Source organism: Frigoribacterium faeni (genome assembly GCF_007988805.1).
GTDB classification, from domain to species: domain Bacteria; phylum Actinomycetota; class Actinomycetes; order Actinomycetales; family Microbacteriaceae; genus Frigoribacterium; species Frigoribacterium faeni.
Genome location: NZ_BJUV01000008.1, coordinates 94,325 through 108,022 on the forward strand (window position 1 = coordinate 94,325; position 13,698 = coordinate 108,022).

9 protein-coding genes and 1 tRNA gene are annotated in these 13,698 nt (G+C 71.7%); 7 read left to right on the top strand and 3 right to left on the bottom strand.

The annotated features are described in order from the left end of the window. Nucleotides 1-62: 62 nt before the first annotated feature. Both nudC and FFA01_RS05695 read left to right on the top strand, forming a co-directional pair. Complete coding sequence (gene nudC / locus FFA01_RS05690) at nt 63-995, top strand: NAD(+) diphosphatase (protein ID WP_146853872.1); 933 nt, start codon at nt 63-65, stop codon at nt 993-995. Further along, nucleotides 992-2,704: an ATP-dependent helicase gene (locus FFA01_RS05695; RefSeq protein ID WP_146853874.1), complete on the top strand. Its 1,713-nt coding sequence runs from the start codon at nt 992-994 to the stop codon at nt 2,702-2,704. The genes nudC and FFA01_RS05695 overlap by 4 nt, the downstream gene beginning before the upstream one ends. On the opposite strand, the gene FFA01_RS05700 is transcribed toward FFA01_RS05695, so the two are convergent. Both FFA01_RS05700 and FFA01_RS05705 read right to left on the bottom strand, forming a co-directional pair. Beyond that, nucleotides 2,589-3,509 carry a hypothetical protein gene (locus tag FFA01_RS05700; protein ID WP_146853876.1) on the bottom strand — a complete coding sequence of 307 codons (921 nt, stop codon included), beginning with the start codon at nt 3,507-3,509 and terminating at the stop codon, nt 2,589-2,591. The two genes, FFA01_RS05695 and FFA01_RS05700, sit on opposite strands and share 116 nt — an antisense overlap. 69 nt (nt 3,510-3,578) lie before the next feature. Continuing rightward, the gene (locus tag FFA01_RS05705; RefSeq protein WP_146853878.1) at nt 3,579-4,955 is read right to left on the bottom strand and encodes a zinc-dependent metalloprotease; all 1,377 of its coding nucleotides are present in this window, start codon (nt 4,953-4,955) and stop codon (nt 3,579-3,581) included. An 83-nt stretch (nt 4,956-5,038) separates the two neighbouring features. Between FFA01_RS05705 and FFA01_RS05710 the strand changes: the two genes are divergently transcribed. The 4 genes from FFA01_RS05710 (at nt 5,039) to FFA01_RS05725 (ending at nt 10,577) form a co-directional block, all read left to right on the top strand. Further along, on the top strand, nt 5,039-6,163 hold the full coding sequence (locus tag FFA01_RS05710) for a YlbL family protein (RefSeq protein WP_371859177.1): 1,125 nt from the start codon (nt 5,039-5,041) through the stop codon (nt 6,161-6,163). 157 nt (nt 6,164-6,320) lie between these two features. Continuing rightward, nucleotides 6,321-9,203 (top strand): UPF0182 family membrane protein, encoded by a 2,883-nt coding sequence (locus FFA01_RS05715; protein WP_371859178.1) that lies wholly within the window; start codon nt 6,321-6,323, stop codon nt 9,201-9,203. Nucleotides 9,204-9,318: 115 nt separating this feature from the next. Next, nucleotides 9,319-9,392 (top strand) — tRNA-Met (locus FFA01_RS05720). A gap of 78 nt (nt 9,393-9,470) precedes the next feature. Further along, nucleotides 9,471-10,577: a glycerate kinase gene (locus tag FFA01_RS05725; protein WP_146853880.1), complete on the top strand. Its 1,107-nt coding sequence runs from the start codon at nt 9,471-9,473 to the stop codon at nt 10,575-10,577. On the opposite strand, the gene FFA01_RS05730 is transcribed toward FFA01_RS05725, so the two are convergent. Next, nucleotides 10,553-11,752, bottom strand: a complete 1,200-nt coding sequence (locus tag FFA01_RS05730; protein ID WP_146853882.1) for an aminotransferase class I/II-fold pyridoxal phosphate-dependent enzyme — start codon at nt 11,750-11,752, stop codon at nt 10,553-10,555. The genes FFA01_RS05725 and FFA01_RS05730 overlap by 25 nt on opposite strands. Nucleotides 11,753-11,911: 159 nt before the next feature. On the opposite strand from FFA01_RS05730, the gene FFA01_RS05735 reads away from it, so the two are divergent. Beyond that, nucleotides 11,912-13,648 carry a S1C family serine protease gene (locus FFA01_RS05735; RefSeq protein WP_146853884.1) on the top strand — a complete coding sequence of 579 codons (1,737 nt, stop codon included), beginning with the start codon at nt 11,912-11,914 and terminating at the stop codon, nt 13,646-13,648. Nucleotides 13,649-13,698: the final 50 nt, after the last annotated feature.

Here is a 13,698-nt window from a genome sequence, read left to right on the forward strand (position 1 = left end):
GGCCGCTGCGTGCGGTGCCCCGCCGTGCGCCACGCTGTCAACTCGTGATGATTGGTCGTTCGATGTCCTCGCCTCTGACGGACCGCCTCCCGCTCGCTCGCCACCAGGTGGACCGCGACTACCTCACGCGCGACCGCGCCGACGCCGTCTCCGACCTCCTCGCGTCGGACGACACCCGCGTGCTCCCGCTCTGGCGCGGACGCACGCTGATGGCGGCTCCCGACCGCCTGGCCCTGCTGCCGGCCAAGGACGTCCCCACGGCCGACGACTACGTCTACCTCGGGCTGTCGCGCGCCGTCGACGCGCTCGAGCCGGTCGGCACGCCGCTGGTCGCCGCTCTGCTCGCCGACGACCAGGCGAAGGCGCTCGAGGCCGACGAGTCGGCCTGGGGCAGCCTGCGGGCCTTCGGCAGCGACCTGAGCGCCCGCGACGCCGGACTGGCGGTCGAGGCGATCGCGGTCGCGAACTGGCACGACTCGCACCGGTACTCGCCGCGGAGCGGTCGTCCCCTCGTCACCGACAAGGCCGGGTGGGTGCGACGCGATCCCGACGACGGGCACGAGGTGTTCCCCCGGACCGACCCCGCGATCATCGTGGCGGTCACGGATGCCGACGAGCGCCTCCTGCTGGGGTCCAACGCCCTCTGGGAGAACAACCGGTACTCGCTCCTGGCCGGATTCGTCGAGCCCGGGGAGTCCCTCGAGCAGGCCGTGCAGCGCGAGATCTTCGAGGAGTCCGGCATCAAGGTCATCGACCCCGAGTACGTCGGGTCGCAGCCCTGGCCGTTCCCGGCGAGCCTCATGCTGGGGTTCCGGGCGAAGGTCGACGTCGACGACCCCGGCGTGCTCGAGCCCGACGGCGCCGAGATCCTCGAACTGCGCTGGTTCAGCCGAGCCGAGCTCGCCGCCAGCCTAGGCGAGGTCATCCTGCCCGGACGCACGTCGATCGCGCGGGCGATCATCGAGGACTGGTACGGCGGCGAGATCGACCAGTGACCGAGGCCGCCGAACTCATCGCGGGCCTCGACGAGCAGCAGCGCGAGGCCGCGCGTCGACTGCTCGGCCCGGTCTGCCTCCTGGCGGGGGCGGGCACCGGCAAGACCCGCGCCATCACCCACCGGATCGCCTACGGCGTCGCGACCGGCGTGTACGCGCCGAACCGGGTCATGGCCCTCACCTTCACGTCGCGTGCGGCGGCCGAGCTGCGGGGGCGGCTCCGGGCGCTCGGCGCCGGCGGCGTCTCGGCCCGGACGTTCCACGCCTCGGCCCTGTCGCAGCTGTCGTTCTTCTGGCCCCAGACCATGGGCGGCCAGATGCCCCGGCTCGTCGACGGCAAGGGCAAGCTCATCGCGCACGCCGCCGAGCGGCTCGGTCTGAAGCTCGACACGGCGTCGCTGCGCGACATGGCGGGCGAGATCGAGTGGCGGAAGGTCTCGCGCCTCACCCTCGAGTCGTACGCCCGCGCCCTGCCGGGCCGGAGCCTGCCCCAGAACGTGAGCCCCGAGCGGGCCGTCGATCTGCACGCCGCCTACGAGGACATCAAGGACGAGCGCCGTCAGCTCGACTTCGAGGACGTCCTGCTCGCGACGGTCGGCATGCTCCAGCTCGAGCCGCGCGTGGCCCAGCAGGTCAGAGAGCAGTACCGCTTCTTCGTGGTCGACGAGTACCAGGACGTCTCGCCCCTGCAGCAGGAGCTCCTCGAGCTGTGGCTCGGCGACCGCAACGACCTCTGCGTGGTCGGCGACGCGAGCCAGACCATCTACTCGTTCGCCGGGGCCTCGGCGGACTACCTGCTGGGCTTCGGCTCGCGGTACGACGACGCCACGGTGGTCCGGCTCGAGCAGAACTACCGCTCGTCGCGCCAGATCGTCGACACCGCGAACCAGCTGATGCGCGGTCGCCCCGGTGCGCTGCACCTGCACCCCGCGGTCGAGACGACGGGCCCGGTGCCGCCGGTCGTCGAGTACCCGAGCGACTCGTCCGAGGCACGCGGGGTGGCCCAGACCATCGCCGACGAGATCCGATCGGGCGTCGCCCCCGAGGAGATCGCCGTGCTCTACCGCGTCAACGTGCAGGCGGCGGCCATCGAGCGCGCCCTGGCCGACGTCGGGGTGTCGACCCGGATTCACGGGGCCACCCGCTTCTTCGAGCTGCGGGAGGTGAAGGAGGCGATCATGATGCTGAAAGGGGCGGCCGTCAGCATCGTGGGGGAGCCGCTGTTCAAGACCGTCAGCGACGTGCTCCGGTCGCTGGGCTGGACCCAGGAGGCACCCGAGCAGCGCGGCGCCGTGCGCGACCGCTGGGAGTCGCTGAACGCGCTGATGGGCCTCGCCGAGAACTCGCCCGCCGAGACGACCCTCCGGCAGTTCGTCGACGAGCTCCTCGCCCGTCAGGCCGGCCAGCACGAGCCCACGATGCCCTCGGTCACCCTGGCCACCCTGCACTCCGCCAAGGGGCTCGAATGGCGGAGCGTCTACCTGGTGGGCCTGAGCGAGGGGCTCGTCCCGATCAGCTACGCCCAGGGCTTCGAGGCGATCGACGAGGAGCGCCGCCTGCTCTACGTCGGCATCACCCGCGCCCGCGAGCGCCTCAGGCTCTCGTGGAGCCAGACGGGTCAGGGCCGAGGAGGCGCGCGTCAGCCGAGCAGGTTCCTGGAAGAACTGCGCATCCGCAGTCGGGGTGGGGGCGCGACGACGTCGTCGTGACGGCGCCCGTGCGCAGATCGATCCGGGTGACGAGCCCGAGGTCGGCGGCGAGCCCCTCGACGTCGCCGGCGGAGGCGTCGCCGCTCCGCTCACCGAGGGTCGGCGTCGACGCCCAGGCCAGCAGCCGACGCACGGCACGGAGAGCGGCCTCGCGGACGACGAGGGGGCGGGGATCGTGGGCCGGCCTGCTGCTCAACTGACCGGCGATGGCCGGCCAGGCGCGGTCGGCGTCGCCGGCCTCGAGGTGCAGGCAGCGGCCGCAGGCCGTGACCCCGGGGACGACCAGGGGTCCGACCCGGATGGACCGGTCGCCCGTGCGCACGAGCAGGTGCGGGAGGTCGTGACGGGTCCACGCCGACGACACACCGGGGTCGAGCGCGAGACCGCCCACGAGCACACCGACCACCCGCCCCGGGTTCCACCCGTGCGGATCGTCGGGATCGGGGACGACGACGGACAGTCCCTCGGCGTGCAGCAGCCGACCGATGTCGTCGCGCACGGCGCCCCGACCGGCGAGGAGCACCCCGACCTCGGCCGTGCGGTCGTCGTGCGGGGCCTCGAGCGCGGGCCGGAGCCGATCGACCAGTGACTCCGCCTCGAGGCGGTCGCCTCCGGTGTGGGCGAGCACCGCCGAGACGCCGCCGTCGCCCAGCCCGCCCGCCACGGCCCAGACGAACGCCTCCTCGGTGGGCGTGACGTCGTGCAGGATGACGCTCACCCGTTCGACGCCGATCTGCAGGGTCGTCGGGTCGCGCCAGACGACCGAGGTGGCGGGGGCGAACCGGAGGGGGAGCGGGTTGGGCATCCGACGATCATGTCGGCCGACGACGCCCCGGGGGAGGTTCTCCACAGGGGGCGCCGCGCTCCGATCGGGTCAGCGTTCGGGGGAGGGACCCGGTTCGTCGGCCGAGCCGTCCTCGGCCTCGCGGGGGCGGTCGTCGGACGTGTCGTTCAGGAGGTCCTCGATGGCGCGGTCGACGTCGTCGAGGGCAGGTTCGGTCGAGGTCAGGCGAGCCACCAGCGCCTGGGGGTCGTCGATGTCGGCGCCGGTCGGGACGATGTCGGGGTGCGACCACAGCGAGTCGCGCTGCTCCGCCCCGACCGCGTCGGTCACGGCCGCCCACAGGGCCGCCGCCTCGCGGAGGCGCCGCGGGCGGAGCTCGAGGCCCACCAGCGTGGAGAACGCGGACTCGGCGGGGCCGCCGGCCGCGCGTCGCCGTCGGACGGTCTCGGCGATGGCGCCCGACTTCGGCAGTCGCGACGTGGCCGCCGCGGTGACGACGTCGACCCAGCCCTCGATCAGGGCCAGGGTCGTCTCGAGTCGGGCCAGCGCCGCGAGCTGCTCGTCGGACTTCGGCGGGATGAGCGCACCGCTGGCCATCGCGTCGCGGAGCTCGTCGGGGCTCGACGGGTCGAAGTCGACGGCGAGGGCCTCGAGGCGCTCCGTGTCGATGGTGATGCCCTGGGCGAACTCGCGGATGGACGAGATCAGGTGCAGACGGAGCCAGCGAGCGTGACGGAACAGCCGCGCGTGGGCCAGCTCGCGGACCGCGAGGTAGATCTGGATCTGATCGGCCTCGATGTCGAGTCCCTCGCCGAACGACGCGACGTTCTGCGGGACGAGCGCGGCCTGCTGGTCGTCGAGGAGCGGGATGCCGACGTCGCCGCCGGAGACCACCTCGGTGGAGAGCTGGCCGACGACCTGCCCCAGCTGCATCGCGAACAGGGTGCCGCCGACGCTGCGCATGACCTGGCTGGCGCCCGCGAGGAGCGACTGCATCTCCTCCGGGGCCTGGTCCCGGAGCACGCCCGTCAACGAGTCGGCGATCGACGACGCCACGGGCTCGGCGAGCTGGCTCCAGACCGGCATCGTGAGACGAGACCACTCGGCTCGGGTCACGAGCCGCGGGCGGACGGTCAGCTCGGAGACGAACGTGACGTCGTCGAGCCACAGCGCGGCGACGTTGAAGGCCTGCTCGAGGGCGGCCTCGTCGGCGGCGGAGGCCGGGACGGCCGACTGGGTGCCCGCCGCGACGGCCTGCTCGGTCGCGACCGACCAGTCGATACCGTCGCCGCTCCGGTTGACGGCGTTCTGCAACTGGCCCATCAGCCGTGCCACGAAGGCCGGGTCGTCGGGCAGGCCCGCCACGCCGGCGAGCTGCGACGGGTCGATCTCGGAGTTGCCGGACAGGAACTGGCGCAGCATGTCGCGGAACTCGTCTTCCGGCTCTCGCTGCGAATCATCGGTCATACGAACTACGCTAACTGCTGGCCACAGGAACAGCCTGGGATTCGGCCGCCGCCCCCGGGGTCCTCGCTGCGCCCGTGGCGAACATCGAAAGGACCGACGTGGCCTTCTTCACGCCCCCGACCCGCGCCTCCGCGCCCTCCCGTCGTCCCGGCCGGATCGGCTGGTCGCTCCTGGGCGTCGCGCTCGTCGCCGGTCTCGCCCTGACCTTCCTGCCGTCGCCGTACCTGATCGAGCAGCCCGGCCCGGTCTTCGACACGCTCGGCAGCGCCGAGTACGAGGGATCGGATCAGCCGCTCATCACCGTGTCCGGCGCCGAGACCTACCCGACGGCGGGCACCCTCGACCTCCTCACGGTGAGCGTGCAGGGCAACGAGAGCGTCCGACCCAGCTGGGTCGAGGTCGTCGCCGCCTGGTTCGACCCCAGCCGCGCCGTCGTGCCGGTCGAGGCGATCTACCCCTCGGGCGTCACCAACGAGCAGGTCGACGAGCAGAACGCCGTCGACATGCAGAACTCGCAGAAGTCGGCCATCGCCGCCGCGATGATCCACGACGGCTACTCGGTGCCGAGCACGGTCACCGTGAGCCAGATCTCGGCCGGCAGCCCGGCGGAGGGCGTCCTCCGCGAAGGGGACGTCGTCACCAGCGTGAACGGCACCAGCCTCGAGGCGGACGGCGACGTCGACACGCTGAGGCGTCTCGTCGCCGAGAACGGAGTCGACAAGGCGGCCGAGATCGTGGTCGACCGCGCGGGCGCGTCCGTCACGGAGAGCGTGACCCCGCAGGAGGTGCAGAACACCCCGCTGCTCGGGGTGGGCGTCAGCGTCGACTACGACTTCCCCTTCGACGTGACGCTGAAGCTCGACCAGGTGGGCGGGCCGAGCGCCGGCATGATGTTCGCGCTCGGGATCATCGACAAGACCACCCCGGGCGAGCTCAACGGAGGCGAGAAGGTCGCCGGCACGGGGACGATCACGGCCTCCGGTCAGGTCGGGCCGATCGGCGGAATCCGCCAGAAGCTGTACGGGGCCCGCGACGCCGGGGCCACGGTGTTCCTCGCGCCGTCCGAGAACTGCGACGAGGTGGTCGGCAACGTGCCCGGCGGCCTGGACGTCTACTCGGTCGACACCCTCGACGACGCCGTCACGGCTCTCGAGACGGTGGCCGACGGCGGGGACACCTCGTCGCTGCCCACCTGCACGGCCGGCTGAGGGCTCCCGTCCAGCGGGCGCATAGCTGAGGGGGTCACTGTCGAACGGTCAGGTCCGGCACCTAGGATGGCGGTTCACGTACCCCTGAACCAGGAGCACACCCTTGACGTCACCTGCATCGTCGCGACCCGTCCGGCGCTCGCCCCGATTGCCCATCCTGGTCACAGTGGCGATCCTCGCCGCTCTGGTCATCGCCTTCTTCATCTTCTCGTCGCTGCTGACCGACTACATGTGGTTCGACCAGCTCGGCTTCGCGAACGTGCTGACCACCCAGTGGATCGCCTCGGCGGTGATGTTCTTCATCGGGTTCCTGGCCATGGCCGTCCCGGTCTACGTGAGCATCGACATCGCGTTCCGGTTCCGTCCGGTCTACGCCAAGCTCAACTCGCAGCTCGACCGCTACCAGCAGGTGATCGAGCCGCTCCGTCGCGTCGTGGTCCTCGGCGTCCCGATCGTCCTCGGCCTCTTCGCGGGCATCGCGTCGTCGACCAGCTGGGAGGTCGCCCTCCAGTGGCTCAACCGGACCCCGTTCGGCACGACGGACCCGCAGTTCGGGCTCGACGTCGGCTTCTACGTCTTCTCGCTGCCCTTCTTCCAGGGCGTCGTCGGGTTCGCGTCGGCCGTCGTCCTGATCTCCGGCCTCGCCGCGGTGGCCACCAGCTACCTCTACGGCGCGCTTCGCTTCACCGGGCGCGAGGTCCGCATCTCGAAGGTGGCGCGCATCCAGCTGGCCATCACGGCCGCCCTGTACCTCCTGCTGCAGGGCGTCAGCCTCTGGCTCGACCAGTACGCGACGCTCACCGACGGTGCCAACAAGCTCCTCACCGGCGCGACCTACGCCGACGACGCCGCCGGCATCCCCGGCAAGCAGATCCTGGCGCTCGCCGCGGGTCTGGTCGCCGTGCTCTTCATCGTCACCGCGATCATCGGCCGCTGGCGTCTGCCCGTGATCGGCACCGCCGCGCTGATCATCATCAGCATCATCGTCGGCGGCATCTACCCCTGGATCGTCCAGCGCTTCCAGGTCGAGCCGAGCGAGCGGACGGTCGAGGCGCCGTTCATCGAGAACAACATCCAGGCCACCCGCGAGGCCTACGGGGTCGCGGACGTCGAGGAGCAGACCTACGACGCCCAGTCCGACGCCGAGGCCGGCGCCCTGGCCGGAGACGCCGTCACGACCGCGAACATCCGCATCATCGACCCGGCGCTCGTCACGGACGCCTTCGCCCAGCTGCAGCAGTACCGCCAGTACTACAGCTTCCCGCAGCAGCTCTCGGTCGACCGCTACACGATCGACGGCAACACTCAAGACACCGTGATCGCGGTGCGCGAGCTCAACACCGACCAGCTCGGCGCCTCGGCCACCCCGTACAACACGACCTTCGTCTACACCCACGGGTACGGCGTCGTCGCGGCCTACGGCAACCAGCGCTCCGCCGACGGCCAGCCGGTGTTCCTCGAGTCGGGCATCCCGGTCACGGGCGCCCTCGGCGATGCGGACGCCTACGAGCCGCGGATCTACTTCGGCCAGGAGTCGCCCACGTACTCGATCGTCGGCGGCAACGGCGACAACGACATCGAGCTCGACTACCCGTCGGGCAGCAACGACAACGGCACCAACCAGACGACCACCTTCGACGGCGACGGCGGGCCGAAGCTCGACAGCGCGTTCAAGAAGCTGATCTACGCCATCAAGTTCCAGTCCGAGCAGATCTTCCTCTCCGACGCGGTGAACGACGAGTCGCAGATCCTCTACGACCGCGACCCGTCCGAGCGCGTGCAGAAGGTCGCGCCGTACCTCACCCTCGACAGCGCGCCGTATCCGGCCGTGGTCGACGGCAAGGTCGTGTGGATCGTCGACGGCTACACGACGACCCGCGAGTACCCCTACTCGAAGCCGCAGGCGCTGAGCGACGCGATCGCCGACACCTACACCGAGCGCCCGACCTACGCCTCGAACGAGATCAACTACATCCGCAACTCGGTCAAGGCCACGGTCGACGCCTACGACGGCTCGGTGAACCTCTACGCCTGGGACACCGAGGACCCCATCCTCAAGACCTGGCAGAAGATCTACCCGTCGACCCTGACCCCGCTGTCCGAGATGTCGGTCGATCTCATGGAGCACGTCCGCTACCCGCAGGACATGTTCAAGGTGCAGCGCGCCATCCTCGGCACGTACCACGTCACCGACTCCGACTCGTTCTACTCGAGCGACGACGCGTGGGTGACGCCGAACGAGCCGACGAGCAACGCGGCCAGCCCGCCTCTGCAGCCGCCGTACTACCTGACGCTGCAGCTGCCCGACCAGGATCCCGCCTTCTCGATCTACTCGACCTACATCCCGCAGCAGTCGGGTGAGAACGCGCGGAACGTGCTGACGGGCTATCTCGCCGCCAACGCCGACGCCGGATCGACGCCGGGCGAGGTCGCGGACAGCTACGGCGAGCTGACGCTGCTCACGCTGCCCCGCACGGACACCCTGCCGGGGCCCGGACAGGTGCAGAACAACTTCAACACCGACACCGCGGTGGCGAACCAGCTGGCCCTCCTGACCCGTGGCGACACGAGCGTCGTGCGAGGCAATCTGTTGACCCTCCCCGTCGGCGGCGGTCTGCTCTACGTCCAGCCGATCTACGTCACGTCGAACTCCGAGACGTCCTACCCGGTGCTGCAGCGCATCCTCGTGTCGTTCGGCGACCAGATCGCGTTCGAGGACACCCTCGACGGTGCGCTCGACGCCCTGTTCGGAGGCAACTCGGGGGCGACGGCCGGCGACAACGGCGTGCCCTCGACGGGCGACGGCACCGGCGACACGGGTGGCGACACCGGCGACACCGGTGGCGACACCGGCGCGACCGACCCGGGGACGGGGACCGGCACGACCAATGCGGCCCTCGACCAGGCCCTGGCCGACGCTCAGGCGGCGCTCGACGACCGTGCCGCGGCCTACGCCGACAACGACCTCGTCGCGGCGGCGGAGGCGGACGCCCGTCTCCAGACCGCCCTCGAGGACGCGGTCGCCGCCAGCGGCGAGTAACGCCCGAGCACGACGCGAGACCCCCACCCGAGATGCTCGGGTGGGGGTCTCGTCGTTCGTCGGCCGGGCTCGATTGGACGACGGCCAGAACCCGTGCTAGTGTTTCTTCTTGTGCCGCGGGGTGGAGCAGTTCGGTAGCTCGCTGGGCTCATAACCCAGAGGTCGTAGGTTCAAATCCTGCCCCCGCAACAGAAGAAGAAAAGCCCTGGTCTCTGACCAGGGCTTTTCTGCGTTTACAGCGTGTGCGCGGCGTGCCAGGCTGACGGCATGCCCCGTCTCCGAGTCATCGTCGCCCCCGATTCGTTCAAGGGGTCGGCGTCGGCGACCGTGGTCGCGGCGGCCATCGCTCGCGGATGGCGAGAGACCCGCCCGCAGGACGACGTGACCGAGGTGCCGATGGCCGACGGCGGCGAGGGCACGCTCGACGCCTTCGAGGTCGGCGTCGTCGGGGCGGAACGACGGTTCGTCGACGTGCCCGGCCCCGACGGGCGTCCGGTCCGGGCGCCGTGGCTCATGCTGCCGGGCGGCACGGCCGTCGTCGAGCTGGCCGCCGCGAGCGGCCTGCAGCTGATGTCGTCCCCGGCACCCTACGAGGCTCATACGCGGGGGGTGGGCCGAGTCGTCGCCACCGCTCTCGACGCCGGTGCCACGCGGATCGTGATCGGCCTCGGCGGCAGCGCCTCCACCGACGCGGGGGCGGGGCTCCTCTCGGAACTCGGGGCGCGCCTCCTCGACTCGGTCGGCGACGTCGTGGTCGACGGGGCCCACGGGGTCGCCGCGGCCGCCCGGCTCGACCTGACGCGGATGCGCCCGCTGCCGCCCCGAGGCGCGACGGTGCTCTCAGACGTCGTCAACCCGCTCTTCGGCCCGCGCGGTGCGGCGTTCGTCTTCGGCCCTCAGAAGGGCGCCTCGATCGACGACGTCCTCGCCCTCGACAGCGGGCTCGAGCACGTCGCCGACCTCGTGGCCGTGGATCCCCGGACCCCCGGTGCCGGCGCCGCGGGCGGGACGGGGTTCGCCCTCCTGGCCTGGGGCGCCTCGCTCGTGTCGGGGGCGGAGGCCGTGGCGGCGCTGGTCGGGTTGGACGACGTCGTCGCCGGTGCGGACGTCGTCGTCACGGGGGAGGGGCGGTTCGACGATCAGACCGCCGACGGCAAGGTGGTGTCGTTCGTCGTGGGGCTCGCGGATCGTGCGGGCGTGCCGACCATGCTGGTGGCCGGTTCCGTCGAGGCTCCGACCGACGGGTTCGCCGCCGTCGTCTCGACCACGGAGCTGGCGGGAGGCGCGGAGGCGTCGCGCGCCGGGGCCGCCTCCTGGGCGGAGCGCGCCGGTGCCGAGCTCGCCCGGCGTCAGACGCTCAGCGAGGCCAGCTGAGACGCGGCTCGCTCGAGGACGTCCGTGCGCTTGCAGAACGCGAACCGGACCAGCGAGGAGTACTCGGCGGCGAGGCCGGATCGGCAGAAGGCGCTGATCGGGACGCCGACCACTCCCGCGAGTCCGGGCAGCCTGCGGCACAGGTCGGCGGCGTCGTGGTGGCCGAGCGGGGCGGCGTCGGCCACGACGAAGTACGAGCCGCGCGAGTCGCGCACGTCGAACCCCGCGGCGGCGAGCCCGGTGGAGAGGAGGTCCCGTCGGCGCTGCAGGTCGGCGGCGGAGGCCGCGAAGTGGTCGTCGGGCAGCCGGAGCCCGGCCGCGATGGCGGGCTGGAAGACGGACCCGTTGACGTAGGTCAGGAACTGCTTGACGGTGAGGATCCTCGACACGAGGTCCGCCGGGCCCGAGAGCCAGCCGATCTTCCAGCCCGTGGCGCTGAACGTCTTGCCGCCGCTCGAGATCGTGACGGTGCGTTCCGCCGCGCCGGGCAGAGTCGAGATCGGGGTGTGGACGCGCCCGTCGAACAGCAGGTGCTCGTAGACCTCGTCGGTGACGATCGTCGCGTCGAACTCGTGAGCGAGCTCGACGACCAGGCGCCGCGTCTCGTCGTCGAGCACGGTGCCGGTGGGGTTGTGCGGGTCGTTCACCAGCACGACCCTCGTCCTGGGCGAGAACGCCGCCCGGAGTTCGTCCGGGTCGGGCCGGAAGTCGGGACCCCTCAGCGGGACGGTCCGGTGCCTCCCGCCGGCGAGACCGACGAGCGCGCCGTAGGCGTCGTAGAACGGCTCGAAGGTCACCACCTCGTCGCCGACGTCCACGAGGGCGAGCAGCGTGGCCGCCAGGGCCTCGGTCGCTCCGGCCGTCACGAGGACCTCGCGCTCCGGGTCGAGGCCGATGCCGTAGAAGCGCGCCTGGTGCTCGGCGACGGCCTCGAGCAGCACCGGCATGCCTCGTCCGGGCGGGTACTGGTTCAGGCCGCCGTACAGGGCGTCCCGGGCGGCGTCGAGCACCGGGGCGGGGGGATCGTCGTCGGGGAACCCCTGACCGAGGTTGATCGCGCCCGTCCGGGCGGCGAGGGCCGACATCTCGGCGAAGATCGTCGGGGCGAGACGTCCGGCGTCGTCGAGCAGCATGGCACCGCGGGCGGTGCGCTCCCAGGGGGCGGGGGTGGTCATGGGTCCTCACCGTAGCCCGCCCGGGCGCGGGGCCCCGCACCACGTCGGACCACGATCCCAGCCGCCGCATAAGCTGGGCCCAGCCCGCTCACAGGTCCGCCAAATGCTCTGCACATGTGGAGAGACCAGGCTGATCGGGCTTGAAAGGAGCACCCGCCCATGAACGAGAACCCCCGAGGCGCCGACGACGCCGACGACACGACTCGCGGACACCACGACCGTGACGCGGCACGAGACGATGCGTCGACGCGCTCCGATCAGGCGCCCGAGGGCGGGGTCACGTTCGGCGCGCCCCCGCTGCCCGGAAGCTCGCCTCGACCGCTCGGCGACGAGTCCGTCACCGCACCGCAGCCGTACGCCGCCGGCGAGCACCCCTCTCACGACGCCTACGGTCGATCCGAGGGCGGCTATGAGCAGCAGGGGCAGCAGGGGCAGTACCCGGGTCACGCTCCGTACGGTCAGGGCGACCAGGCCGGCTACGGCTACGGCGCTCCGGACGGCCAGGCGGGGCAGGGCGGTTACGCCGCTCCGGGCAGCTACGCCGCTCCGGGAAGCTACGCCGCTCCGGGCAGCTACGCCGCTCCGGGCAGCTACGCCGCGCCTCCCCAGTACGCCGAGGCCGGCGCGTACCCGGCTGCAGGCCAGCAGTACGACCCGCAGAACCCGTACGGCAGCACCGCGGCCTGGAGCGCGCCGGCTGCCCCGCAGAAGAACAAGCGGCGTGGCGGCGTCGGCGTCCTCGCGGCCACGCTCGCCGTCGGCCTGATCGCCGGCGGTGCGGCGGGCGGCGCCATCGGCGGCGCCGTCGCGGAGAACAGCGCCGGCTCGTCGAGCGCGGCCGGTCCGGCACGCGACCTGACCGTCAACGACTACGACGACGCGACCGTCGTGACCGCCGTGGCCGCCAAGGCGACGAAGTCCGTCGTGACCATCAACGTGGCCTCCGGCTCGTCGGGCGGCACGGGGTCCGGCGTGATCCTCTCCGACGACGGCTACATCGTCACGAACACCCACGTGGTGACCCTCGACGGCGCGAGCGCCTCGGGCACGGTCAGCGTCACGATGAGCGACGGCAGCATCCTCCCGGCCGAGGTCGTGGGTCTCGACCCCGTCGTCGACCTCGCCGTGCTCAAGGTCGACGCGACCGACCTCACGCCCATCGAGTTCGCCGACTCGTCCAAGCTGAACGTCGGCGACACCGCCGTGGCGATCGGCGCGCCGCTCGGTCTGTCGAACACGGTCACGGACGGCATCGTCTCGACCCTGAACCGCAGCATCACCGTCCAGTCGTCGGCGGCTCCGTCGGACGGCTCGGACCAGGGCGACTCGAACGACAACAACGGACAGGGGCCGTTCTCGTTCAACAACGGCGACGGGACCCAGCAGAACCAGGCGAGCAGCGTCATCTCGCTGCCGGTCATCCAGACCGACGCGTCGATCAACCCGGGCAACTCGGGTGGCGCCCTGCTCGACTCCGAGGGCAAGCTGATCGGCCTCAACGTCGCCATCGCGAGCTCGGGCGACTCGTCGGGCAGCATCGGCGTCGGGTTCTCGATCCCGTCGAACCTCGTCGAGCGGGTGTCGAAGGAGATCCGTGCGAACGGGTCCGCCTCGCACGGACTGCTGGGCGCCAGCGTGGACGACGCGACGAGCGACACGGCGGCCACCCAGGTGGGCGCCCTGATCGTCCAGATCAGTCAGGGAGGCGCGGCGCAGGCGGCCGGGCTCCGTCAGGGCGACGTCATCACCGAGTTCAACGGCGTGCCGATCAGCGACCGCACCGACCTCACGGCGCAGGTGCGATTCCTGGCCGGCGGCAGCGACGCGAAGCTGACCTACGTCCGCGACGGGAACACCGGCACCGCGGACGTCACGCTCGACACCCTCACCACCTAGGGACTGATCACCATCCACCCGCGGGCGGGTCGGGGCGCACGTCGCCCCGA

Excerpts from the sequence above, each read along its gene's own strand:
- nudC (WP_146853872.1), top strand. The coding sequence starts at position 63 with ATGTCCTCGCCTCTGACGGACCGCCTCCCGCTCGCTCGCCACCAGGTG.
- FFA01_RS05700 (WP_146853876.1), bottom strand. The coding sequence starts at position 3,509 with ATGCCCAACCCGCTCCCCCTCCGGTTCGCCCCCGCCACCTCGGTCGTC.
- FFA01_RS05705 (WP_146853878.1), bottom strand. The coding sequence starts at position 4,955 with ATGACCGATGATTCGCAGCGAGAGCCGGAAGACGAGTTCCGCGACATG.
- FFA01_RS05725 (WP_146853880.1), top strand. The coding sequence starts at position 9,471 with ATGCCCCGTCTCCGAGTCATCGTCGCCCCCGATTCGTTCAAGGGGTCG.
- FFA01_RS05730 (WP_146853882.1), bottom strand. The coding sequence starts at position 11,752 with ATGACCACCCCCGCCCCCTGGGAGCGCACCGCCCGCGGTGCCATGCTG.
- FFA01_RS05735 (WP_146853884.1), top strand. The coding sequence starts at position 11,912 with ATGAACGAGAACCCCCGAGGCGCCGACGACGCCGACGACACGACTCGC.